This window comes from Aestuariibaculum lutulentum, assembly GCF_032926325.1.
GTDB lineage: Bacteria > Bacteroidota > Bacteroidia > Flavobacteriales > Flavobacteriaceae > Aestuariibaculum > Aestuariibaculum lutulentum.
Map to the genome: position 1 here is coordinate 985,346 of NZ_CP136709.1, position 23,896 is coordinate 1,009,241.

Here is a 23,896-nt window from a genome sequence, read left to right on the forward strand (position 1 = left end):
TTTTGTGCTTATTAAATTAAGCCTTGTTATTGCTGCATTTTGTTTTATCTACTTCAAGTTGAGTACTAACAATACATTAGTATTTTCTAAATTTTTAGAGCTGACGTCAAAACCTGAACTGTTTTCTTGGAAACCTACTACTATTCTGCTTTTATTAACTACCCTAAATTGGTTTCTCGAAATTTTAAAATGGCAAACACTTATTAAACCTTTAAAACCAATTTCTTTTTTTGAAGCGACAACACAAAGTTTAGGTAGCTTAACAGTGTCGTTATTTACACCGAATCGCATTGGCGAATATGGAGCAAAAGCCTTATTCTATAACAAAACGGAAATCTCAAAAATTGTTTCCATCAATGGTTTACACAACCTTTTACAACTAATAGCTACTATTATTTTTGGAATTGCAGGACTCCTGTTTTTCTCTAAAAATTTCCATTTAGAACTTAACCACACAAAACTCTCTATGGGAGTTTTAGTATTTACCTCTCTCATCCTTTCAGCTTATTTTTTACTCAATAAAACAGACCTCAAAAAAAACATCAGGATTAATAAACTACTGAATTTTATACAAACCTACCCAAAATCTAAAATTGGTTTATCGTTTTGTTTCTCAATTACACGATACCTTGTCTTTTCCTTTCAGTTTTACTTTTTACTTTTAACTTTAAATACAGATATAAGTTACCTTAATGCGATGATGGGTATTTCATCTATGTATTTATTAGCTTCAGTAATCCCATCAATAGCTGTGTTCGACTTTGCTATTAAAGGAAGTATTGCTGTATATCTGTTTTCATTTTTATCAATAGACCCTATTCTCATTATTTATACAACAACTATAATGTGGTTGCTTAATTTTGCTTTACCAAGCCTTATTGGGAGTTACTTTGTTTTGAATTTTAAATGGCCTAAATCACCTGTTTCAGCATGACCATAATTTCATTTTTCATTATCTTAATTTATGTTATTCTAATTGGAAGTTTTGCTGTCGGATTTAATAAAGTAAATCATTTTAAGAGTCAGAATATCGCTCCGAGTACCTCATTTTCTGTAGTTATACCGTTTAGAAATGAAGCTAAAAACCTGCCTAAATTACTGGAATCCATCAAGCAACTACAATATCCGACCAATTTATTTGAAATCCTTTTAGTTGATGACGCTTCGGAAGATGATTCCGTTAACATTATTAAAGAATTCATGAAATCCTCTTCTGCTTCAATTAACATTTTAAATAATAACAGACTAAGTTCTTCGCCTAAAAAAGACGCTATTACCACTGCCATTAAAGAAGCAAATTATAATTGGATCATCACCACCGACGCCGACTGTATTCTACCCGAATTATGGTTAGACACTTTTAATGCATTTATTCTGAAAAACCATGTGGATTGCATTGTTGCTCCCGTAAAATATATGCCCGAAAACAACTTTTTAAACACCTTCCAAATTTTAGATTTATTGAGTTTACAAGGCGCTACCATTGGCGGTTTTGGCATAAACAAACCGTTTTTGTGTAACGGCGCAAACTTCGCCTACGCCAAACATTTATTCAACGCGGTAAATGGTTTTGAAAGCAATACACAAACTGCAAGTGGCGATGATATTTTCCTTTTAGAAAAAGCCATAAAACACAATACTAACACCGTTCACTACTTAAAAAGTGAAACTGCTATTGTTAGCACCAATGCACAAACCACATGGAACAGCTTAATCTCGCAGCGCATACGATGGGCAGCAAAAACCAGCAAATACAACAACTGGTTTAGCAAACTCACTGGAAGTATTGTTTTGTCAGCTAACTTACTAATTGTAATAGCTTCCCTTCTCACTTTTTTTGGGTTTATAACTTCTAAAACTTTAATTTATATGCTGATGATTAAATTCAGTATCGATTTATATTTGATTAACAAAAGTGCCCAGTTTTTTAATCAGAAGCATGTGATTAAATTTTACATCTTCGGATTTCTTGTTTATCCACTTTTCAGTGTTTATGTTGCAATGGCTTCAATGGTTTCAACCTACCAATGGAAAGGACGAACGTTTAAAAGGTAAATTATTCTACGTTTATAATGATTGGTAAATTGAATGCCGTTTTTACCTGCTGACCATGTTTACTTGCAGGAAATATTTTAGGTAAAGAGTCTAAACTTTGTGAAATTAACTGTTGTAAATTGGGGATTTCGGCAATAGTTAAACTATCAATTTTAGCATCAACTAAAGTTAATGCGCCTTGTTCTGATAATTTAAATTCTAGGTTAATCGTGTCGTTAACATCTTTAGTTACAATAATCATTTCACGTTGTAAAAAACCTAAAATATGAGACGTTAACACCTCTGAAAAACACGCCTGCTTTTCACTATTAGACACGAGTGAATCACAAACTGAAAATGACGGATATTCATCAACATCGTTCCAGTTAAAGGTTTTTAATTCCTCTTTTAAAATAGCTTCAGAAGATGTTTTTTTCACATTAAAATAGTCGCAAGACACGACCAATGAAAAAATTAAAAACACACTAATTAGCCTCATAGATTTTACTCGATAATCGAGATTTAAGTTTCCGAAACTTACTCCGAAATCAAACTTTTCTCCTTTTAACTCCTCACATGCATTTCACCGAGGATTTTATTAAAACTGAAATGTACAATTTTTTTGGTTTCAAAGTACTTATATAGATTAAAAGCTTAAAATACTCGTTAGAATAATCCCCTTCAACTTTTTAACAAAAGAAGAAGCCCTGTGGGTCTCTCACCTCCACAGGGCCTGTAAATTGCTATTATCAACAAAAAAATTGAGGGATTAATTAATTTTTTGAAGTGTTGATGAGACAAATTTAAGTATTACTTTTTATTTCTAGCTGCGGGAAACCCGTACATAGCAACAAAAAAATACCGTAATCTGTTAAAAATTAAGGTTTCATAAGATTTTTAAAAAGTTGATTTTAATCGAATTTTAACATATGTTAACCTAAAGTAAAATCTTTTTCCTACACAAAACCTCTTTTTCGTGCTTCTTCAATAAGTGTTTCATCCTGCCCATCCTGAACATCAAAGATTTCACGAAGTTGTTTTTTTCGCTTTTCAACAGCACTTAACGATATATCTAAATGAGGCGCCAGGTTTTTTGTTTTAACCCCTTGTGATAGTAAATGAAGAATTTTTCTATTCTTCTCATCAATTACAATATCACTGGAATCAACTTTTCTGATGTAACTATTTACCGTACCGCTGTAAAATGGCGGATTATGCAGAACGGCTTGAAATGCGCTGGCTAATTCACTGGAAGTTAGGTCACTTTTTATTAAAAACCCTTCGGGATTAATGGTTTTTATAATATTATGAATTCTAAACGATTCATTAAACATGGTAAGGATAATAACTTTGGCTTTGGGTAATATTTCACGTGCATATATGGCCAAATCTTCACCACTGGTCATTTTACCATCAGAAGATGGTGGCAAACTAATATCGACAAACAATAAATTATATGGATTATCCTGTTGAATAGATTTATCCATTAATTTTACTGCTTCATCGCAATTATTCGCAATATCAATGCTCAACTCCTGATGCTCTTTTTTTGTAAAAAGAATCGTGTTTTGATACCCTTCAATAATCATCGGGTGATCGTCAATCATTAATATTCTAATTTTTTCGGTATTCATTTTAATTTTAAGCTATGGGGACTTCTATAATTACTTGTGTTCCTTTATTTTTTTCAGATGATATGTCTATGGTTCCGTTAATATCATTAATTCTGGATCTCATGTTTTTCAATCCAATTCCAGATTTCAATTTATTTACATCGAATCCTGAACCATCATCTTTAATTTCTAGGCAAATTACATTATTTTTTAATGTAAAGCTAATATCAACACAAGTCGCATTAGCATGCTTATAGATGTTATGAAGTGACTCCTGAACAATTCTGTAAATGTGAATTTTAGTTTTGTTGGAAAGCTCATCCCAATCAATTACACTATCATGATCTAATTTATAATCCAGTTTATACAGAAGAGTTTGAGTTTCTACTAAAGTTTTAATGATATCTATGAATCCAGACCCAGAAACAAAATCGGTATTTAATTCATGAGAAACCTTTCTAATATCCTGTTCTATATTTTTTAACTCATCGATATATTGACCTCGGGTCATCACGGCCTCTGGTGTATTGTTAAAGTTCAAACTATCCAGACTTAATCGCGTACCAAATAAGCGTCCTAATACCCCATCATGCAACTCTTGAGAAATCCGTTTTTTCTCTAAAGCTCTTGCCTCTTCTATTTTTTCATTTTGAGAAAGCATCAGGTTATAAATTTCTTCATTAGCTTCCTGCTGCTTTTGAACAAGTTGTAAGCGTCTGTTTTTATTGCGCTGGGCAATAACCAAATACAATAAAAATGAAGTTATTATTAGAGTTATAGATATGACAAACAACCACATGCGTTCTTTTGCAATCTGAACATTTTCACGTTCAATCTGTTCTGTCTCAAACTGAATTCTTGCAAATTTATTCCTTAATCCTCTTTCGTTCTTTTGTAAACTATCGCTTAACTTGATATACGACTTTAAATAATTTGCCGCTTTTTCCCCTGTTTCGATTTGAGACAACAGCAACAAAGAACTTAACAACTCATCGTTATGATACTGTTCTGCAATATCTTTAGCCTGATTAGCATAATATCGGGCTAAATTCATACTATTTTTATTTTTATAAAATTCAGCCAAATGCTGATTTATAGAAATAGAATTATACCCTTTAAGATTAACGCTATCTGTTATATGCAAGGCTTTAAAGTACAAATCAGGCAATTCACTATACTCTTTTGACAAGTACAAGGAATGGGCATAATTATCGAGAATTAGAGCATATCTATCAGGTTGTGTGCTTATCAACTCCTTAATGAAATCTTCATTTGATAAAATTTCATCATACAGCTGTAATGCCATTTTATATTTACCTGATTTTTTATAAGATAAGGCTAAATTATTTTTTGAAAAATAAATGCTACTTCTGTAATCGCCCTTTAATTCTTCTTTTAAACTTATAGCTTGACTATAATAATAAATAGATTCTTCGTATTGTTCTAACTCGCCAAAAACCAAACCTAAATTATTAAGCAAAAATGCCTTGGTTTCCTTAACATCATTGGTTTGCTTTAATGATTCTAATATGGTAATGGCTTGAATTGAAACTAATTCACTAGCCGTTAAATCCTTTTCATTTTTTAACACTACAGCTAGACCGTATAACGTTTTAGCTAGCTTGTAATCTTCATTTTGAATTGTAAAAATTTTTTGAGCCTGATGATAATGATAATAAGCACTATCTCCAATGAAACTGTATCTGTATAGCTCCCCAATATTAAAATGTGCATTAGCTAATAACGTAGAATCATTAATTTTAAAGTTTGAAACACTTTTTTTAATAGAGTCAATTTTATTCAAATTATTTACGCTTTGCCCATACGAAAAGGCAACACTTAAAGTGAAGAGTATTTTAAATAGTAATTTCAATAAATATTGGTTTAACCGGCATTCTTTCAAATGTATTTATAATTTTTGAATTTACACCAATAAAAAAACTCTTTACCAAAAGCAAAGAGTTTGAAATTTTATATCAGGTAGGAAAGAATTAATCGTCAATTCCTCCACCAGTAATTGGCTTCTCTATAGTAATATCATTTGCTGCATCTATAAGTACATCATCTTCATTTAAATCTTGTTTAGTACATGAAGTTAAGGTTGCGAAAATTGCTGCAGCGATAAAGGTAATTCTAAGGGCTTTCATAATATTTGATTTTAAGGTTAATTATTTTATTATTTCTCTAAATTTTTAAATACAAAACATAAACCACAATCTCGATAAACTCGAAATTCTAGCTGAGGGAATAATGGAATAATTAATTTAAAACCAAATGGATACAATAACCATATGGGTATATACTACTTTTTTTGAGGGAATCGTTAACCTTTTCAGGCCAACTTAAAAATGGATTAATCAAGCACTTTATAAATCTGAGGGTATAATGATTTATGCGCTTACTCAAAAGTATAATAAAGAGTAAGAACAAAAACAAAATAATCGATAAAATGTATTATTTTATCGACAAAAAACACTTTTGTAAGTAAAGTATGTGTTTTTAAACGGTAGATTTGCACTTTACAATGCTGGTTTTCACGATAATAGTTTTAACATCTTCCTCTAACACCTTGCTTTGAAGCCTATTAATTAACAATTGTGCCGCATTCGCTCCTATTTCCTTTGCATGTTGTCTAATAGTCGTTAATCTCGGAAATGTTAAGTTAGAATCTGCCTTGCTGGAAAAACCAATAACAGAAATGTCTTTAGGTACTTTTAAACCTAAATTAATAGCAGCATTTATTGCTATAACACCAGAAGAACTATCGGCAGCGACAACAGCATCTATTCCCGGGTTTTTCTTTAAAAACCCATAGATTTTCTTTTGATTATCGTCTTTCTTTTTAATCTTTAATACCAACGGCTTAGCGGCTTGCTGCTCTAAAATAGCCTTATTATAACCACGTTCACGAAGCTTCCCAACACTTAAACCATCAATACTACTTATAAATGCAATGTTTTTACGCTTCTTGGCTTGTAAGTTCTTTGTAGCATTATATATCGCTTCAAAATCATCAACTATAACCTTATCACACATCACATCATGCGCAACGCGATCAAACATGACAATTGGTAACCCTTGAGCCATGGTTTTTTTAAAATGCTCCACTTCATTTTTCATTTGAGTTTCTTCGGCTAATGACAGTATAAAACCATCAACGCTACCATTAGCTAAGAATTGCATACTCTCCTTTTCTTTATCAAGCGATTCATTTGAAATACATGTAATAATATTATAACCGTATTTTGCAGCTTCACGCTCAATTCCAAAAAGCACTTTGGCTAAAAAGTGATTTAAAATATCAGGAATAATAACCCCAATAGTTTTAGTTTTATTTTGCTTTAAACTTAAAGCTACTTTGTTAGGCTTATAATTATAAAGTTCGGCAAGTTCTTTAACACGTCTTACAGTTTCTTCTCCAATTTCTTCACTATTATTTAATGCTTTAGAAACTGTTGAAATTGAAACATTCAACTCTTTTGCCAATTGTTTTAATGTTACCATAGGGGTGTTAAAGAATAAAATTTAGTTTACGCAATTTACAAAAATAGATTTTTCAAAATACCAATTCAAAAAAAATAGATTTCATAAAAACCACCCAAAAATACGGAGTTTAATGCATAATTAACATATTAGGAATTAAATAATTGTATTTTTACCCTTTAAAATTGTCTATGAATTTATCTCAAGTAAAATTGGTGGTGTCTGATATGGACGGCACTCTATTAAATCCAGAAAACCAGGTTAGCAATCGTTTTTTTAATCAGTTTAACGAACTAAAAAAGCAAAACATTCATTTTGTTGCTGCCAGCGGTCGCCAATACCAAAGTATTTTAGACAAGCTTAATCTTATTAAAGATGATATTTCAATTATTGCTGAAAACGGCGGCATTATGAAATACAATAGTGAAGAGCACATTTTACTTCAACTTACTCCTGAAGATATTGAAACTTCGGTAAGCCTATTACGTCAGGTAGATGGCGCTAATATTGTGTTATGCGGAAGAAAGGCAGCATATATAGAAACTTCAAATCCCGATTTTATTTCAAAATTTGAAGCATATTATGCCGAATACAGAATTGTAGAAGATCTTACACAAGTTACAGACGACGTGTTTTTAAAAATTGCGGTATATCACAACGAATCTTCAGAACATTACATTCTACCACAAGCTGAAGCCTTAAGCAGCAAACTTCAGGTTATTGTTTCGGGTCAAAACTGGTTAGACATTTCACATATTGAAGCCAACAAAGCCTACGCATTAAAAATTCTTCAACAGCAATTAGGTATTACAGAAGAGGAAACCATGGTTTTTGGTGATTACAATAATGATTTACAAATGTTAGGGCTTGCCTACTTTAGCTATGCTATGCAAAATGCACACAACGATGTTAAAAAAATAGCGCGTTTTCAAACTAAAAGTAATTCTGAAGAAGGTGTAGAAGCTATTATTGATGAGTTACTAAATAGCAAGCAAATTTAAGGTTACGATTAAAAAAGAATAAAGGTTACTCGGACTGAGCAACCTTTATTAACCATTAAACTAACCAAAAAAATATTAAATATGAAAAACTGTAATTAGAACTATTGTAGTGCTTTGCTCTAATTACATAACAAAGATACGCTCACTTTACAGATTACTTTACGACATTGCATGTCCGGTGAAAATCAAGTATGTATTAAAAAGAAAAGAGCAGCACTTTCGTACTGCTCCTTCAAAGAATCAATCTAAACTTGCTATTAATCAATCCCCGTAAAACATGATATGTTTTACTACAAGTTTTTGTCGACCTGTGAGTTCTCTACCATTAACATCTTCTAAAACTTCAACCACTTTTTCAAAAGAAAATTCCGGTAGAATTTCATTTTTATAATCAATTTTCAAAAACAGCATTTTTAAAGCACTTACAGCCTTCTTCATTTTTTCATCTGGTCGTAATTGCTTTTCAAAAGCACACTCTAATTCTTTCAACTTAAAAAGTAACATGTTTTGTTATATCCTGTTTTCTTAAGCAAAATTAATAAGGGTATACGTTTTAGAATACGACACAAGATGTCTGCAACCAATCATTTTAATTATATTTACCTTATAACTAACTCATAAGCATGAAAAAATATAATTCCATAGGTGAACTTTTTACAGATTACAGGGAGTTTTACAATTTATCGCAATCTGATTTTGCATCTGAATTAAATGTCGATTTAAGAACGGTTCAGCGCTGGGAAAAAGACTTAACATTAATCAAGTCTGAAAAAGAAGAAGATATCGTATTAAACACGCTTATGCCCTATCAGCTTATTCATAATTTAAATGCTGCTGTACCCATCCCGACATTTTACGACTTTAAAACCCGAAAATATTCACTTTCAGCTCAAACCAACGACTTACCTAAATTAGAATGGTATCTCGATCAAATTAATGTCGTTTCGAACAACTTAAGAACCATAGATTTTGATTTCGACATTAAATACTTAGAACACTTTATTGATTCTCAGAAAAAAGATGACACCTTCCTAAATCATGAATTAATAAAAGAGGCTATAAGGTTACTACCGGAACTTAATTTTGTTTTTACAGGAAAAAGTGGCTACTACGCCGGACACAGTATAGTACTCCCCTTAAAAAAAGAGACGTATTTAAAACTTAAAAACAAGGAGATTAACGTAAAGCAATTAAGATCAAACGATTTAACAAATTATAAAAATTTAGAACAACCCATTTTCTTTAGATATGACATAACGGGTGACTGTAACGACTCTCTTTTTTATGTTATGGCCCAGTTTTTTAGGTTTTTTAAAAATATTGAAAACAAAAACTATATTATGTCATCGTACACAGAACGTGACGATACCTACGATTTAAATTTACAAATAGGGTTTAACATTTTATGGGAAGATAAAGAATTACAAAACGAATTAAATTTAGATCATCCTCCTCGATTTATGGAAGGTAGCTTTGAAGAATTCTTTTCTAAACTGGAATAATTTATCGCAAAACGAAGAAAGGCCACAGTAGCACCCTTCAATACCAAACTGCAGCCTTAAACTAACCAAACCAACTATGAAAAAACTTTTACTACGTTTTTACACTACAAATTTACGTTAGAAATCCATGGTAATTTACGACATAAGATGTCATCATTCTTTTAGTCCCCATTCCCTTTATTATATCCATAAAAAAGCCATTAAAAAAGTGTAGTTGTGTTTATATGGGAAAACATTAATTCAAGAAATTGGTTTAAATAGACAAGTGCGACAAAACGCTTTAAAATGAAGAAAGGCCACAGTAGCACCCTAATACGCTTACTGTAGCCTTAAACTAACCAAACCAACTTATGAAAAAACTTTTTACTACGTTTTTACATTACAAATTTACGTTAGAAATCCATGTTGGTTTACGACATAAGATGTCATCATCTTTTTAATAATTATTCACTTAATTCTATTGCACAAAAAAAGCTCCTATTCTAAGAGCTCTATATTCTATAATTTATTTCCATTATTAACTATTCTGAAAAACCACTAGCAACCCATTGTTTTAACATGGTAATTTCTTCAGAAGTTAAAGCCGGCTTCTTACTTTTAAAAGGCATATATTTTTTTTCTGTAACAGGTAACTCCACACGAGTTATTATATCCTCAATATTATTCTTTACAGCACCATAAGTATCTAAATACTTCTTTTTACCGTTTTCCGGAAAATGGCAAGGTGTACAGCTGCGCTCCATAACAGGAGCAATATGCTTAGCGTAACTCACAGCAGGCTCTTCCTGTTTTACTGTTGTTTCTTTTGAAGATTTACAATATTGTAATGTTGAAACTGTTAAGGCTAAAAGAGCTAAAGGAATTAATTTATTGGTTAATAGCTTAAATTTCATAAAAAGGTTGATTTGAATGATTACACAGCAATATATGAAATAAAAAAATTACTATAATAAAAAAGCTACAGTAAAGCACCCTAATACGCTTACCTGTAGCTTTAAACTAACCAAACCAACTTATGAAAAACTTTTTACTACGTTTTTACATTACAAATTTACGGTAGAAATCCATGTTGGTTTACGACATAAGATGTCATAAGATAATTTACCAAAATTTTTGTTCACTTTAGAGCATAAAAAAAGCCCTTATTTCTAAGGGCTTTTGCAATTTTGCGGTCTGGACGGGACTCGAACCCGCGACCTTCGCCGTGACAGGGCGACATTCTAACCAACTGAACTACCAGACCGTTGCGTATTGCGGGTGCAAATATACAATACTTTTTAATATATAATAATATTTTTTGATTTTTTTTCTAGCATTAAGCAAAACACTGAATGTTAGAAAAACAAAAGACTATTCAAATTCCTGACACTAACAAATAACACTTTTATAACAGATAACAACCTAATTCGTTTATAATTGGAATACACCATAAAAAGGGATGTCCTTTTTACTTTAAAACCAAGCATTTAAATTGTATCCTCAATAATTATTAATGAAGGAATTATTTAAAATATTATTATACTACATTGCTTTTCTAATCCTATTCTGCATAATAGGGACAGGTCTTTCAATATTAATCTCCAAATGGACAAATAATGCTTTCAAAATAATATTTGAGAACGTAATCAACCCTGTAGTAATGATATCTTCACCAATATTCATTTACTTATGTTTGCCAAAAAAATTCAGAAAGAGATTAAAAATTTGGAAGGATTTAATCTAAAACAAAAAAGCATCCCGATTTTCTGTTAAGAAAAAAGGAAAGCCTTTCATTGGAACACCAAAAAACTTTGGTAATCACTACTACTCCCAATTTACATTGGGACAACACAACTTCTTTATAGTGCCAAAAAAAGCCCTAATCACTTAGAGCTTCTCTGCAATTTTGCGGTCTGGACGGGACTCGAACCCGCGACCTTCGCCGTGACAGGGCGACATTCTAACCAACTGAACTACCAGACCGTTGCTGTATTGCGGTTGCAAATATACACCCCTTTTTGTTTACCGCAAACATTTTTTTAAGTTTTTTTCTGTTTTTTATCTAAGCGAACTTTTTCCGTTCAACCATATAAGTTAAAAGTATATTATTGAAATCACTATTCACATCAACCTCAACATATTTAATATTGTATTTCAAACAATTATATTGAACATCTTTAAAAAATGCACTTACAGCTTCATTATAATTGTGCTTAATAGTATCGGCATATAAATTTATAAACTCACCGGTTTCAACATCTACGAAGCGTTTGGGCTTATTATCGAAATCGAATAACAACTCTTTTTCTTTATCGAAAACATGAAACAAAATAACTTCATGTTTATTGTATTTTAAATGGCGAAGCGCTTCAAACAACTTATTAGGGTCATCCATAGCCTGAAACATATCAGTAAATAGGAATATTAACGAACGTCGGTGTATTTTTTCAGCGATTTGATGCAAATAAGTATAGGTATCTGTCTGTCTGTTTACAGGCTTTTGAGTAACCATATTAGACAACTGACTTAATAACATTTGATGATGACGCTCGCTACCCTTTTCTGGAGCATAATAGTCGTAAGCATCACTATAAACACTTAAACCTACAGCATCACGTTGCTTTTTTAAGATTCCCATTAAAGAAGCCGAAGCCAAAGCTGAAAATGCTATTTTATTTAAATGATCAATGGAAAAATTACTCATACTCGGGTAGTGCATCGAACTACTGTTATCGATAATAATATGACACCTTAAATTGGTTTCATCGTCGTAACATTTGGTATATAACTTATCTGTTTTCGCAAAGAGTTTCCAATCGATATGACGTGTACTTTCGCCTTGATTATATATTTTATGTTCGGCAAACTCGGCCGAAAACCCATGAAACGGACTTTTATGCATTCCGGCAATAAATCCTTCAACCACTTGCTTTGCCAGCAATTCTAAGTTTTTAAAACCTTCAGCTTTATTAAGTTCGTTTTGTAAATTCATTTTTAACTCTTATTCTATTTAAAAGATGTATCTAAAATAAAAAAGGTTTGCTATTACTAGCAAACCTTTTTACATAATCTTTATGTTTTACAGACTATAAAAGCGAATCGATCGCATCGGTATAAGCGTTTTTAGGCGCTACACCTACTTGTCTTCCTACTACTTCTCCGTTTTGGAATACTAATACTGTTGGAATATTACGAACACCGTATTTAGCAGCAAATTCTTGGTTAGCATCAACATCAACTTTTCCTACTACCGCTTTACCTTCGTACTCTTCGCTAATTTGCTCGATGATTGGTCCTACCATTCTACATGGTCCACACCAAGCAGCCCAAAAATCAACCATAACTGGTTTATCACTTTTTAATACCGTTTCTTCAAACGTTGCATCTGTTATTTCTAATGCCATAATATTTATGTTTTAATTGTAATACTATTTTAATGTTACAAAATTAGTCAAAAAAACTCCTAAAGCTTACAAAGTAACAATTTGTTTTATTTATAACTCGATTGTTTAAGCTTATTTTAAGATTTTTTTACGTTTTATACTCATAACAACCTTCTTACTTTTTTACAGGCAACAAAAAAAGCCTCCGCATTTTGCGAAAGCTTTTATCTATTTTAATCTTTAAATAAAATTAGTGATGTCTTTTTCTTCCTAAGGTAATTTCAGTAACATTACCTTCCACATCTGTTTTTGTTGCTACATCATCGCAAGTACCATCACCATAATCTACAGTAATTGTTCCTTCTGCAGTTGTATAGGTCTTAACGCCTGAAGCAATAAAGCGGCAATCTACAGGCTTAACAAGAGCTGTTGTAATTTCTACAGTAAATGTTGCTCCTGAAGCATCAGTGAATGTTGAAGATCCGGTAATAGTTTTTTCATCATCAAAACAAGAATAGGTATCGCCTCCTGCTGTAATTTCAACAGTTTTTGTTCCCACTTTAGAAATGGTGCCTTCATCGGTTACAATACTAATATCAATGGTACTGGTGAACTCTGGATTTCCGTTAACGTTTGCTATTACATAGCTATAGGTTTGTGTACCGTTAACTAAATAACCATTAATTGATAAATCCTGAAAAGTGATTGTTCTTTCCTTACCTGCATCAGAAATAGATCTTACTTTAGTAATGGTTCCGGTAATAACGTTACCATCGTGGTCTTCACACTCACCATTAAATACAATTGTTGTTGTAAGTGTTTCATCTACTAATTCTACGGTCACGTCTACACAATCATTAAAGTATTGCGATTCACCGCGGTGATCACCTTTACCAAATGTTGATGTTTTAGACACTGACGAAACACCAAAAGAAGCATCTGAATAGATAGAAATATTATCTAAAACAGATTCTACATCTTCAATAACAATTTCGGAATTTACGCTTTCTGAAGTCGCTAAGTTGTCGTTGGTAGTTTCGCTGTCGTTGTTACAGGCTACAAAGCCTAAACTTACTAATGCTAATAAAATTTTTACTTTTTTCATAATAGGTATTTTTGTTATGTATAACACGAAATGGTGATATATAGTATAACAGGAACCGATTAAAAATTCCTACCCTATTATTTGAAAAAAATCACAAATTAATTCAATTTAAATTTAACATGCTCACTTTCAAGCTCGCTGATTAATTCCTGACACACTTTTACTTTCTGGCGTCGGCTTGGCATATGTAATTTTATTTGCTCTTTATTATCGTAAACCACAAAATTCAAGCTTTGGTTTCCAGGATGCATATCAATTAATTCTTTCAATCTTAAAATGGTACTTTCCTTTAAATCGCCAATCTCTAGTTGAATCGACAACTTTTTAGCATAACTCTCCATCACATCATGCAGCAGTTGAAAGTTATTGAATTGTAAACGTGGTTCACTTTTCTTTCCGGTATCTTTATTTACCCAGCCTTCTCTGACAAAAGTTTTAACAAACACAAAATTGTTATGCATCAGGAAATGCCTGAATTTTAAATATTCTTCGCCAAAGATTCTGAATTCATAACTATCGGTGTAATCTTCAACGGTAAACATCGCCCAGCCTTTCCCCTGCTTGCTAACGCGGTGTTGCACATCGGTAACCACACCACCAAACACGAGTTCGCGATTCACATAAGGTTCTAATGTATTAAAGAAACTTAAATTGGCATTACAGAAGGTTTTCATCTCTATTCTGAAATCATCCAGTGGATGTCCCGAAATGTAAATACCAACAACTTCGCGCTCTTTAGCCAACTTCTCCATAGTTCCCCACTCTTCACATGGTGGCACTTGTGGCTCTTCTATCTGCACTTCACTAGCTTCCCCAAACAAACTTACCTGCGCCGAGTTTTCATTCTCCTGGTGTTTACTTCCGTATTTAATGGCTTTTTCTAAAAAGGTAATCCCATCTCCTTCATCGTGAAAATACTGCGCTCTGTGCGTCTTACCAAAACAATCGAAACCTCCTGCTAACGCAAGGTTTTCAAAGGCCTTTTTATTCGCCGCACGCAAATCAATACGTTTAGCAAAATCGAAAATAGATTTATAATGTCCGTCTTTCTTTCTGTTTTCAACAATAGTCATTACCGCACCATGACCAACACCTTTAATAGCTCCCATCCCGAAACGCACCGCATTATCTTTATTTACCGAGAACTTGTAAAACGATTCGTTTACATCTGGCCCCAATACATCTAGTTTCATACGTTTACATTCTTCCATAAAGAAGGTTACCTGCTTAATATCGTTCATATTGTTGGACAGTACGGCCGCCATATATTCAGCAGGATAATGCGCCTTTAAATATGCGGTTTGATAAGCAATCCAGGCATAACACGTCGAGTGCGATTTATTGAAGGCGTAACTCGCAAAGGCTTCCCAGTCTTTCCATACTTTTTCAAGTACCTTGGCATCATGACCATTAGCACTTGCCTGATCGATAAACTTAGGTTTCATTTTATCCAGTACGGCGATCTGCTTTTTACCCATCGCCTTACGAAGCATATCGGCTTCACCTTTTGTAAAGTCCGCTAACTTTTGAGATAGAAGCATTACCTGCTCCTGATACACGGTAATACCATAAGTTTCCTTCAAGTATTCTTCCATCGCTGGTAAATCGTACTCAATTTCCTCATCACCATGTTTTCTTCTAACGAAAGAAGGAATGTATTCCATTGGTCCCGGACGATACAAGGCATTCATCGCAATTAAATCTTCGAATACCGTTGGCTTTAAATCGCGAAGGTGTTTTTGCATCCCGGGTGACTCGTATTGGAACACTCCAACCGTTTCTCCTCTTTGAAATAATGCATAGGTTTCTTCGTCATCTAAAGGGAAATTTTCCGGATCTAAAACAATACCGTGCTTCGCCTTTACAATCTTAACCGTATCCTTAATCAGGGTTAATGTTTTTAACCCCAGGAAATCCATTTTTAGCAGTCCTGCCTCCTCTACTACCGAGTTATCAAACTGGGTAACATACAAATCGGAGTCTTTTGCCACCGAAACCGGAACGAACTTGGTAATATCGTCGGGTGTGATAATTACCCCACAGGCGTGAATACCTGTATTACGCACCGAACCTTCCAATACTTTTGCCAGATTTACGGTTTCGGAATCTAAACCTTCACCATCGGCAATATTTAAAAGTTCATTGACTTTTTCTAATTCTTCAGCTCTGAATTTATCTGCTAAACCTTTTTCATCTAAAGCAAAAATCTTGTTAAGCTTAGACATATTCGGAATCAACTTCGCAATCCTATCGGCGTCAAATAATGGTAAGTCCAGTACACGCGCCGTATCTCGGATAGACGACTTCGCAGCCATGGTACCGTAGGTAATAATTTGCGCTACCTGATTGGCACCGTATTTCTTGATAACATAATCCATAACGCGACTTCGACCTTCATCATCAAAGTCAATATCGATATCGGGCATGCTTATACGATCTGGATTTAAGAAACGCTCAAAAAGGAGATCGTACTTCATCGGGTCTATATTGGTAATCCACAAACAGTAGGCCACTACCGAACCCGCAGCCGAACCACGCCCCGGCCCTACCGACACATCCATATTTCGGGCTTCACGGATAAAATCTTCAACAATTAAGAAGTACCCCGGATACCCTGTATTTTCAATTACCGACAATTCGAAATCCAGACGTTCGGTAACTTCTTCACTTAACGGTTCGCCGTAACGTTTTTTAGCACCTTCGTAAGTTAAATGACGTAAATAAGCATTTTCTCCTCGCTTACCTCCATCAACTAAATCTTCATCATGCTTAAATTCATCAGGAATTCCGAAGGCAGGAAGTAAGACATCACGAGCCAGCTCGAAAGATTCAACCTTATCAATCACTTCCTGAATATTACTAATCGCATCAGGGATATCCTTAAAAATAGTCTTCATTTCTTCCGAAGACTTAAAATAATACTCCTGATTTGGCATACCATAACGATACCCTCGACCACGACCAATTGGCGTCGACTGCTTTTCACCATCTTTTACACACAACAAAATATCGTGTGCGTTGGCATCATCTTTCTCGCAATAGTATGTATTATTCGTAGCAATTAACTTGATATCATGTTTTCTAGCAAAATCGACAAGTACCGTATTGACACGGTTTTCATCTTCCTGATTATGGCGCATCAATTCGATATACAAATCGTCGCCAAACTGCTCTTTCCACCAAAGCAAAGCTTCCTCGGCCTGATTTTCACCAACATTCAAGACTTTACTTGGCACCTCACCATATAAATTTCCGGTAAGTACCATGATATCTTCCTTGTACTGCTCAATTAGTTTTTTATCAATACGCGGTACATAATAAAATCCGTCAACAAAGGCATGCGACGATAACTTGGCCATATTATGATAGCCATTTTTATTTTTCGCCAGTAAGACCACCTGATACCCATTGTCTTTTCTGGTTTTATCTTTATGATCTTCACAAACGAAAAACTCACAACCAATAATCGGTTTAATCTCTTTTACGTTTGTGGTTTCTCCTTTTTCCTGCGCTTCGGCAATTTTAGCCTGCGCCGATTTGTTATGTGCACTAACAGCTTTAACAAAGTGAAAGGCTCCCATCATATTTCCGTGATCGGTAAGCGCAACGGCAGGCATATTATGCTTTGCTGCTTCGGCCACCAATGCCGGAATACTTATGGTAGATTGTAAAATAGAAAATTGTGAGTGGTTATGTAAATGAGCAAACTCAACATCCTTTAAATCGGAAATATTTTGTTTAATTTCTTCAGAAGAAATCTGAGTCCCTTCAGCCTTTTTTATGCGCTCACGAATTTTAGCACTTTCCTGTTTCAGGTTAATGTGCTTTAATCCGATAAGTTCAATCTCCTTCGGATTGGCCTCTTTAAAGTTTTGGAAGTAATCGTCCTCGACATCTAATTCTTCCTTTGTAAATTCCTCTAAACGAATTAACTCCAAAAAACAACGCGTGGTTGCCTCAACATCGGCTGTTGCGTTATGTGCTTCGGCGAAGGGTTGTTTGAATAAAAACTCGTGTAACTCGGTAAGTGTAGGCAACTTAAATTTACCACCACGACCTCCGGGAATCTGACACAATTCTGCAGTATGCTCGGTACAGGTATCTAAAACAGGAAGTTCCTGCAATATGTTTGCCATATCGCCACGAACAAACTCGGCACCCATAATATTCAAGTCGAACTTTACATTTTGTCCGACAATGAATTTGGTTTTTCCCAACACGGCATTAAATTTTTCAAGCACTTCAACCAAAGGCACACCTTGCTCCTGAGCCAACTCCGTAGAAATCCCATGAACCTTCTCGGCATCATAAGGAATGTTGAAGCCTTCCGGTTGCACCAGATAATCCTGATGATCGATACAATTCCCCATACTGTCATGTAACTGCCATGCAATTTGTATACAACGTGGCCAGTTATCGGTATCGGTAATGGGTGCGTCCCATCGTTTTGGCAAACCTGTGGTTTCTGTATCGAAAATTAAGTACATTCTGAAAGTTTAATTTATTGTGATTAAGCCGGTTACAAAAACCGATCTTAGTGGATAAAAATACACAGAAATTCATCCAAATTAAAACGAAATTATCACGAGTTGTAAACAACAAAATCAAGAATCGTGTATCTTATTTATTTTCATTTGAATAACGTTGATTTAAAACCTATTTTTGAAATTAAAAGACCCTAACCATGAAACTTAACTTTACACTATTTATTATTATTTTTTCCACATTGTCTGGCTATTCGCAAAACATTAACATGTATCTTGGCACCTTTACAGATGGCGATAGCGAAGGCATTTACAAACTGCAATTCGATACTATTCACGGTGTTTTAAGCAATACAAAACTAATCGCTCAAGCCGAAAGCCCATCATTTTTAGCCTTTTCTCCCGACAGAAACTATTTGTACGCCACCTGCCGGGAAAACGACGGTATCATTTCAGCTTTTAAGATCAATAACAACGAGGATTTAGAACTTATAAACAGTGTTGACAGCCACGGCGGCAGCCCCTGTCATGTTGCCGTGAATAACGAAGGCACAAAACTTGTTGTTTCCAACTATGGCGGAGGTACCATGGCTTTGTTCAATATAAATTCAGACGGAAGTCTCACTGAAGCCTTACAGGTTTTCAAGCAAAGTACAGACGAAGAAGTATCGCATGCGCATTCTGCACAATTTATTGACCACTATTTATTTGTTGCCGACTTGGGTAGAAACTCCGTTTTTAAATATCAAAAAAGCGATGTTGGTGACGGTTACAAACTAAAGACCGAATCTATTGTAAACATGCAACCTAAAGCCGGCCCACGACATTTCACAGTAACCAAAGACCATAAGTACTTCTATATTATTAACGAATTAAACAGTACCGTAACGGTTGCCAAAAACACCAATAATGGTTTCAAATTAATTGAACACATATCAACTTTGGACGATGACTTTAAAGGAGAAAGCTACTGTGCCGATATTCACTTAAGTCCCGACGAACAATTTTTATACGGCTCAAATAGAGGAGAAAATTCCATAGTCGTTTTTAAAAGACACCATGTAACCGGCAAATTAAAAAAGATCCAAAACATTTCAACAGAGGGCGACTGGCCAAGAAATTTCACTATAGACCCAACAGGTAATTTCCTATTAGTAGGCAATAGAAGAACCAACAATATCAGCATCTTTTCAATAAATAAGAAGACCGGAAAACTTAAATATTCAAATTCGTTTGATGTACCAAGCCCCGTTTGCTTATTATTCTAAAAACACACTGAAAAACAACCGTTTAAAAAAACAAATAAAGTGTTGCTTTTTCAAAAAATGTAGTATCTTTGCACCCTCATTAATAACCGAGGTCGAGAACCTCAAATAATTAATTATTATGCCAGTAAAAATTAGATTACAAAGACACGGTAAAAAGGGGAAACCTTTTTATTGGATCGTAGCCGCTGATTCGCGTGCAAAAAGAGACGGTAAATACTTAGAAAAATTAGGTACTTACAATCCAAACACTAACCCTGCAACTATCGATTTAAATGTTGACGGTGCTGTAACTTGGTTACAAAATGGTGCACAACCAACCGATACTGCTAAAGCTATCTTATCTTACAAAGGAGCTTTATTAAAAAATCACTTAGCTGGTGGTGTTAGAAAAGGCGCTTTAACTGAAGAGCAAGCAGAAGCTAAATTCCAAGCATGGGTTGAAGCTAAAACTGCTAAAGTTGGTGCTAAAACTGAAGGTTTAGCTCAAGCTGACGCTGAAGCTAAAGCTAAAGCATTAGAAGCTGAGAAAGCTGCAAACGAAGCTCGTATCGCTGCTAAAGCTCCTGTTGCTGAAGAAGCTCCAGCTGAAGAAGTAGAAGCTTCAAACGAAGAAGAATAAAAAACTATTTTTTTATACTTTTAAACTCCGATAGCTTCTATCGGAGTTTTTTATTTCCATGAAAATGGAAATCTTGAAAATACACATCTGTTTAAAATTATAAGATCCTGAAACAAGTTCAGGATGACAAAATAATTGTCATGAAAAAAGAAGACTGCTTTTATTTAGGTAAAATTGTAAAAAAGTACAGTTTTAAAGGTGAATTATTAATAAAATTAGACACCGATCAACCGGAGCTTTACGAGAACTTAGATGCTATGTTCCTCGACATAAACCACAATCTAATTCCGTTTTTTATTGAACACTCACAGCTTCACAAATCCGATTTATTACGAGTACAGTTTGAAGATGTAGAAACAGAAGAAGATGCCGATGCTTTAGTTAAAACCGAAGTGTATTTACCCCTTGATTTATTGCCTAAACTGGATGGTAATAAATTCTATTTTCATGAAATTATAGGATACACCATGGAGGACAAAAATTACGGAACCGTAGGAATAGTAGTTGCAGTAAATGACACAACGGCTCAAGCTTTGTTTGAAGTAGAAAACAACGGTAAAGAAATTCTAATCCCTATGAACGACGAGTTTATTGTAAAAGTAGACCGCGACAATAAAATCATTCTTGTCGATACACCTGAAGGATTAATTGATTTATACTTAGAATAAACATATTGAAAACATAAAAAAGCGCGACCAAATTAAATTTGATCGCGCTTTTTTATTTAAAGTTACTTTACTTAACTACAATTAGTAAACTAAAGTAAGATCACGTTTCATCGTATTCATTGCTGCTTGAATGCTGTCGCGTTGTTTTCCTAAAAGCTTACAAACCGACAATGGTAAGTTCGGTTCCATAAGTAATTGGTTATACATTTCAACACTTACTTCCTTTAAACGGTACACTTCATTTAGCAGTCCGCTTTCATTATCCATTAAAATTAAATTTCTGAAATTTCTCCAAATCTCATAGAAATTAGTACTAAGTCCAGCTGGCTGTGACGACTTATCTTCAATGTTTTCCATCTCAGTTTTTAAATCCTTCGAAAACTGATTTCTTTCAAAAGCTCGTTCATTAAAAAAAGCTTTTAACTCTTCATTTTCAACCGAATCATAAGCCTCTAAATATACTTTTTCAACGCCACTATTAAACACCAACAACTCATTAACCTTATAAAAAACTCTTCCTGAATTCATAACAATCTTTTTCTTTTTCATTATAAACACCCCAAAAAAACAAGAGTGTCTACTCTACACTTAACAAGCAAAATTACTACTTAAATAAAAATTAACTTATTATTTTAACACAGTTTAGTATTTTTGGCTGCATTTTATCCGATTTCAATCGCTTACTTCTTAATTTTTTAACATTTCACCATGTCTAATAAGCCATTCAAATTCAAAGAGTTTACTATTAATCAAGACCAATGCGCCATGAAGGTTGGCACCGACGGTGTCCTTTTAGGTGCCTGGACCTCAATAGAAAACAATCCGTTTTCGGTTTTAGACATTGGTGCAGGTACGGGTATTATTTCTCTAATGTTAGCGCAACGTAGTTATGCTGAAGTTATTGATGCCTTAGAAATTGATGATCTTGCTTATGAACAATGTGTTGATAATTTTGAACAATCGCCCTGGGGAGACCGCCTATTTTGCTACCACGCTTCATTGGAAGAATTTGCAGATGAAATTGAAGATAAATACGATTTGATTTTATCGAATCCGCCTTTTTATTCTGAAGATTATAAATCTGAAAATGAACAGCGTGATTTAGCGCGATTCAGTGATGCTATGCCTTTCGAGCATTTAATTGAAAGTGCGTCTAAATTACTTTCTGAAAACGGTGAATTTTGCGTCATCATTCCTTTTAAAGAAGAAGAACAGTTTATAGCACTAGCTTCTAATTACAATTTATATCCAACTAAAATTCTGAATGTAAAAGGCAACCCTAATTCTGATTTTAAACGTAGCCTTTTAAACTTTTCATTTGGCAATGACAATGCTAAAACCATAGAAAAATCGGTTTTAACTATTGAAACACAGCGCCACCAATACACCGAAGATTATATTAATCTGACAAAAGATTTCTACTTAAAAATGTAGTTATCTAAATTAGATTTATTTAAATTTGAGAGCATAAAATGATAAATTCTTAAAAAAAGAAGCGTATCATTAAAAATTTTCTTTTGAAAATCTTTTAAAACTCAAATTTAATGAAGCCAGATTTATTTGAAGCTCCCGATTATTACAACTTAGACGAGCTATTAACCGATGAGCATAAATTAGTTCGCGATGCTGCCAGAGCCTGGGTAAAACGAGAAGTCTCTCCCATAATTGAAGAATACGCTCAAAAGGCAGAATTCCCAAAACAAATTATAAATGGTCTCGCCGAAATAGGTGCCTTTGGTCCTTACATACCCGTTGAATATGGCGGCGCTGGTTTAGATCAGATTTCATATGGTTTAATTATGCAGGAAATAGAACGCGGTGATTCTGGTGTGCGCAGTACGGCTTCTGTTCAATCGAGTTTAGTGATGTACCCCATCTGGAAATATGGTAACGAAACACAACGTGAAAAATACCTACCTAAACTGGCCAGTGGTGAATGGATAGGCTGCTTTGGTCTTACCGAGCCTGATCATGGAAGCAATCCGGGAGGCATGGTTACTAACTTCAAAGATATGGGAGACCATTATTTACTTAATGGCGCCAAAATGTGGATAAGCAACGCTCCTTTTGCACAAATTGCAGTCGTTTGGGCAAAAGATGAAAGCGGACGTATACATGGTTTAATCGTTGAGCGCGGTATGGCAGGTTTTACTACTCCGGAAACTCATAATAAATGGTCGCTTCGGGCCAGTGCTACCGGAGAGCTTATTTTTGATAATGTTAAAGTTCCTAAAGAAAATATACTTCCTAACAAATCCGGATTAGGCGCGCCGCTTGGCTGTCTGGATTCGGCAAGATATGGTATTGCATGGGGTGCTATTGGCGCGGCTATGGATTGCTATGACACTGCTTTGCGTTACAGTAAAGAACGCATGCAATTTGGCAAACCTATTGGTCAGTTTCAATTACAACAAAAGAAATTAGCCGAGATGATTACAGAAATAACAAAAGCACAATTACTCACTTGGCGATTAGGTGTTCTGCGTAATGAAGGAAAAGCTACGTCGGCACAAATATCTATGGCCAAGCGTAACAATGTGGAAATGGCTATTACCATTGCGCGCGAAGCCCGACAAATGTTAGGTGGTATGGGTATAACAGGTGAATATTCAATAATGAGGCACTCTATGAATTTAGAAAGTGTTATTACTTATGAAGGAACTCACGACATTCACCTTCTTATAACCGGATTGGATATTACAGGGCTAAATGCATTTAAATAAAACAATCATGCTTTAAGTATCTAAAACGCTTAAA

The 23,896-nt window shown here is 34.2% G+C and carries 21 protein-coding genes and 2 tRNA genes; 9 read left to right on the forward strand and 14 right to left on the reverse strand.

Annotated features, from left to right (window positions below; translation table 11 throughout):
- Positions 1-58: 58 nt before the first annotated feature.
- Together R1X58_RS04120 and R1X58_RS04125 are read left to right on the forward strand one after the other, a co-directional pair.
- Positions 59-934 (forward strand): lysylphosphatidylglycerol synthase domain-containing protein, encoded by an 876-nt coding sequence (locus R1X58_RS04120; protein WP_240572089.1) that lies wholly within the window; start codon positions 59-61, stop codon positions 932-934.
- Positions 931-2,055: a glycosyltransferase gene (locus tag R1X58_RS04125; RefSeq protein WP_240572090.1), complete on the forward strand. Its 1,125-nt coding sequence runs from the start codon at positions 931-933 to the stop codon at positions 2,053-2,055. The genes R1X58_RS04120 and R1X58_RS04125 overlap by 4 nt, the downstream gene beginning before the upstream one ends.
- A 1-nt stretch (position 2,056) precedes the next feature.
- Here the strand turns inward: R1X58_RS04125 and R1X58_RS04130 are convergent, their stop codons facing one another.
- The 5 genes from R1X58_RS04130 to R1X58_RS04150 all read right to left on the reverse strand — a co-directional run bounded on the left by R1X58_RS04130 (position 2,057) and on the right by R1X58_RS04150 (position 7,151).
- Complete coding sequence (locus tag R1X58_RS04130) at positions 2,057-2,533, reverse strand: hypothetical protein (protein ID WP_240572091.1); 477 nt, start codon at positions 2,531-2,533, stop codon at positions 2,057-2,059.
- 457 nt (positions 2,534-2,990) lie between these two features.
- Positions 2,991-3,668 carry a response regulator gene (locus tag R1X58_RS04135; RefSeq protein ID WP_240572092.1) on the reverse strand — a complete coding sequence of 226 codons (678 nt, stop codon included), beginning with the start codon at positions 3,666-3,668 and terminating at the stop codon, positions 2,991-2,993.
- A gap of 7 nt (positions 3,669-3,675) precedes the next feature.
- Positions 3,676-5,520 (reverse strand): tetratricopeptide repeat-containing sensor histidine kinase, encoded by a 1,845-nt coding sequence (locus R1X58_RS04140; RefSeq protein ID WP_240572093.1) that lies wholly within the window; start codon positions 5,518-5,520, stop codon positions 3,676-3,678.
- 118 nt (positions 5,521-5,638) lie between these two features.
- Entirely contained in the window at positions 5,639-5,794 is a 156-nt protein-coding gene (locus tag R1X58_RS04145; RefSeq protein ID WP_240572094.1) for a hypothetical protein, read from the reverse strand.
- Positions 5,795-6,146: 352 nt separating this feature from the next.
- Entirely contained in the window at positions 6,147-7,151 is a 1,005-nt protein-coding gene (locus tag R1X58_RS04150) for a LacI family DNA-binding transcriptional regulator (RefSeq protein ID WP_240572095.1), read from the reverse strand.
- A 170-nt stretch (positions 7,152-7,321) separates the two neighbouring features.
- Between R1X58_RS04150 and R1X58_RS04155 the strand changes: the two genes are divergently transcribed.
- A complete protein-coding gene (locus tag R1X58_RS04155; RefSeq protein WP_240572096.1) occupies positions 7,322-8,131 on the forward strand; it encodes a Cof-type HAD-IIB family hydrolase in 810 nt (269 codons plus the stop codon).
- 261 nt (positions 8,132-8,392) lie between these two features.
- Here R1X58_RS04155 and R1X58_RS04160 read toward each other — a convergent pair whose 3' ends face one another.
- Positions 8,393-8,635, reverse strand: a complete 243-nt coding sequence (locus tag R1X58_RS04160) for a hypothetical protein (protein ID WP_240572097.1) — start codon at positions 8,633-8,635, stop codon at positions 8,393-8,395.
- A gap of 119 nt (positions 8,636-8,754) precedes the next feature.
- Here R1X58_RS04160 and R1X58_RS04165 point away from each other — a divergent pair, with 119 nt between their 5' ends.
- Positions 8,755-9,633 carry a helix-turn-helix domain-containing protein gene (locus tag R1X58_RS04165; protein WP_240572098.1) on the forward strand — a complete coding sequence of 293 codons (879 nt, stop codon included), beginning with the start codon at positions 8,755-8,757 and terminating at the stop codon, positions 9,631-9,633.
- A 521-nt stretch (positions 9,634-10,154) separates the two neighbouring features.
- On the opposite strand, the gene R1X58_RS04170 is transcribed toward R1X58_RS04165, so the two are convergent.
- The 7 genes from R1X58_RS04170 to dnaE form a co-directional block, all read right to left on the reverse strand.
- Positions 10,155-10,526 carry a hypothetical protein gene (locus R1X58_RS04170; protein WP_240572099.1) on the reverse strand — a complete coding sequence of 124 codons (372 nt, stop codon included), beginning with the start codon at positions 10,524-10,526 and terminating at the stop codon, positions 10,155-10,157.
- Between the two features lie 276 nt (positions 10,527-10,802).
- A tRNA-Asp gene (locus R1X58_RS04175) sits at positions 10,803-10,876 on the reverse strand.
- Positions 10,877-11,521: 645 nt separating this feature from the next.
- Positions 11,522-11,595 (reverse strand) — tRNA-Asp (locus tag R1X58_RS04180).
- A gap of 79 nt (positions 11,596-11,674) precedes the next feature.
- Positions 11,675-12,604: a DUF58 domain-containing protein gene (locus R1X58_RS04185; RefSeq protein ID WP_240572100.1), complete on the reverse strand. Its 930-nt coding sequence runs from the start codon at positions 12,602-12,604 to the stop codon at positions 11,675-11,677.
- 94 nt (positions 12,605-12,698) lie between these two features.
- Entirely contained in the window at positions 12,699-13,016 is a 318-nt protein-coding gene (gene trxA / locus R1X58_RS04190) for a thioredoxin (protein WP_188214618.1), read from the reverse strand.
- Positions 13,017-13,245: 229 nt separating this feature from the next.
- On the reverse strand, positions 13,246-14,100 hold the full coding sequence (locus tag R1X58_RS04195) for a hypothetical protein (RefSeq protein WP_240572101.1): 855 nt from the start codon (positions 14,098-14,100) through the stop codon (positions 13,246-13,248).
- Between the two features lie 98 nt (positions 14,101-14,198).
- The gene (dnaE, locus tag R1X58_RS04200) at positions 14,199-18,587 is read right to left on the reverse strand and encodes a DNA polymerase III subunit alpha (protein WP_240572102.1); all 4,389 of its coding nucleotides are present in this window, start codon (positions 18,585-18,587) and stop codon (positions 14,199-14,201) included.
- Between the two features lie 197 nt (positions 18,588-18,784).
- Here dnaE and R1X58_RS04205 point away from each other — a divergent pair, with 197 nt between their 5' ends.
- The 3 genes from R1X58_RS04205 (at position 18,785) to rimM (ending at position 21,139) form a co-directional block, all read left to right on the forward strand.
- Positions 18,785-19,852 carry a lactonase family protein gene (locus R1X58_RS04205; RefSeq protein ID WP_240572103.1) on the forward strand — a complete coding sequence of 356 codons (1,068 nt, stop codon included), beginning with the start codon at positions 18,785-18,787 and terminating at the stop codon, positions 19,850-19,852.
- A gap of 118 nt (positions 19,853-19,970) precedes the next feature.
- Positions 19,971-20,471 (forward strand): 30S ribosomal protein S16, encoded by a 501-nt coding sequence (locus tag R1X58_RS04210; RefSeq protein ID WP_240572104.1) that lies wholly within the window; start codon positions 19,971-19,973, stop codon positions 20,469-20,471.
- A 140-nt stretch (positions 20,472-20,611) separates the two neighbouring features.
- Positions 20,612-21,139, forward strand: a complete 528-nt coding sequence (rimM, locus tag R1X58_RS04215) for a ribosome maturation factor RimM (protein ID WP_240572105.1) — start codon at positions 20,612-20,614, stop codon at positions 21,137-21,139.
- An 81-nt stretch (positions 21,140-21,220) separates the two neighbouring features.
- On the opposite strand, the gene R1X58_RS04220 is transcribed toward rimM, so the two are convergent.
- The gene (locus R1X58_RS04220) at positions 21,221-21,667 is read right to left on the reverse strand and encodes a PA2169 family four-helix-bundle protein (protein WP_258226416.1); all 447 of its coding nucleotides are present in this window, start codon (positions 21,665-21,667) and stop codon (positions 21,221-21,223) included.
- A gap of 180 nt (positions 21,668-21,847) precedes the next feature.
- Here R1X58_RS04220 and R1X58_RS04225 point away from each other — a divergent pair, with 180 nt between their 5' ends.
- Both R1X58_RS04225 and R1X58_RS04230 read left to right on the forward strand, forming a co-directional pair.
- Positions 21,848-22,573 (forward strand): tRNA1(Val) (adenine(37)-N6)-methyltransferase, encoded by a 726-nt coding sequence (locus tag R1X58_RS04225; protein ID WP_240572107.1) that lies wholly within the window; start codon positions 21,848-21,850, stop codon positions 22,571-22,573.
- Positions 22,574-22,683: 110 nt separating this feature from the next.
- Entirely contained in the window at positions 22,684-23,862 is a 1,179-nt protein-coding gene (locus tag R1X58_RS04230) for an acyl-CoA dehydrogenase family protein (RefSeq protein WP_240572108.1), read from the forward strand.
- The last annotated feature ends 34 nt before the right edge of the window (positions 23,863-23,896 follow it).

Coding starts and splice junctions, on each gene's coding strand:
- R1X58_RS04160 (WP_240572097.1), bottom strand. CDS start 8,635: ATGTTACTTTTTAAGTTGAAAGAATTAGAGTGTGCTTTTGAAAAGCAA.
- R1X58_RS04145 (WP_240572094.1), bottom strand. CDS start 5,794: ATGAAAGCCCTTAGAATTACCTTTATCGCTGCAGCAATTTTCGCAACC.
- R1X58_RS04150 (WP_240572095.1), bottom strand. CDS start 7,151: ATGGTAACATTAAAACAATTGGCAAAAGAGTTGAATGTTTCAATTTCA.
- R1X58_RS04170 (WP_240572099.1), bottom strand. CDS start 10,526: ATGAAATTTAAGCTATTAACCAATAAATTAATTCCTTTAGCTCTTTTA.
- R1X58_RS04130 (WP_240572091.1), bottom strand. CDS start 2,533: ATGAGGCTAATTAGTGTGTTTTTAATTTTTTCATTGGTCGTGTCTTGC.
- R1X58_RS04155 (WP_240572096.1), top strand. CDS start 7,322: ATGAATTTATCTCAAGTAAAATTGGTGGTGTCTGATATGGACGGCACT.
- R1X58_RS04230 (WP_240572108.1), top strand. CDS start 22,684: ATGAAGCCAGATTTATTTGAAGCTCCCGATTATTACAACTTAGACGAG.
- R1X58_RS04135 (WP_240572092.1), bottom strand. CDS start 3,668: ATGAATACCGAAAAAATTAGAATATTAATGATTGACGATCACCCGATG.
- R1X58_RS04125 (WP_240572090.1), top strand. CDS start 931: ATGACCATAATTTCATTTTTCATTATCTTAATTTATGTTATTCTAATT.
- rimM (WP_240572105.1), top strand. CDS start 20,612: ATGAAAAAAGAAGACTGCTTTTATTTAGGTAAAATTGTAAAAAAGTAC.
- R1X58_RS04195 (WP_240572101.1), bottom strand. CDS start 14,100: ATGAAAAAAGTAAAAATTTTATTAGCATTAGTAAGTTTAGGCTTTGTA.
- R1X58_RS04165 (WP_240572098.1), top strand. CDS start 8,755: ATGAAAAAATATAATTCCATAGGTGAACTTTTTACAGATTACAGGGAG.
- R1X58_RS04185 (WP_240572100.1), bottom strand. CDS start 12,604: ATGAATTTACAAAACGAACTTAATAAAGCTGAAGGTTTTAAAAACTTA.
- trxA (WP_188214618.1), bottom strand. CDS start 13,016: ATGGCATTAGAAATAACAGATGCAACGTTTGAAGAAACGGTATTAAAA.
- R1X58_RS04210 (WP_240572104.1), top strand. CDS start 19,971: ATGCCAGTAAAAATTAGATTACAAAGACACGGTAAAAAGGGGAAACCT.
- R1X58_RS04205 (WP_240572103.1), top strand. CDS start 18,785: ATGAAACTTAACTTTACACTATTTATTATTATTTTTTCCACATTGTCT.
- R1X58_RS04225 (WP_240572107.1), top strand. CDS start 21,848: ATGTCTAATAAGCCATTCAAATTCAAAGAGTTTACTATTAATCAAGAC.
- dnaE (WP_240572102.1), bottom strand. CDS start 18,587: ATGTACTTAATTTTCGATACAGAAACCACAGGTTTGCCAAAACGATGG.
- R1X58_RS04220 (WP_258226416.1), bottom strand. CDS start 21,667: ATGAATTCAGGAAGAGTTTTTTATAAGGTTAATGAGTTGTTGGTGTTT.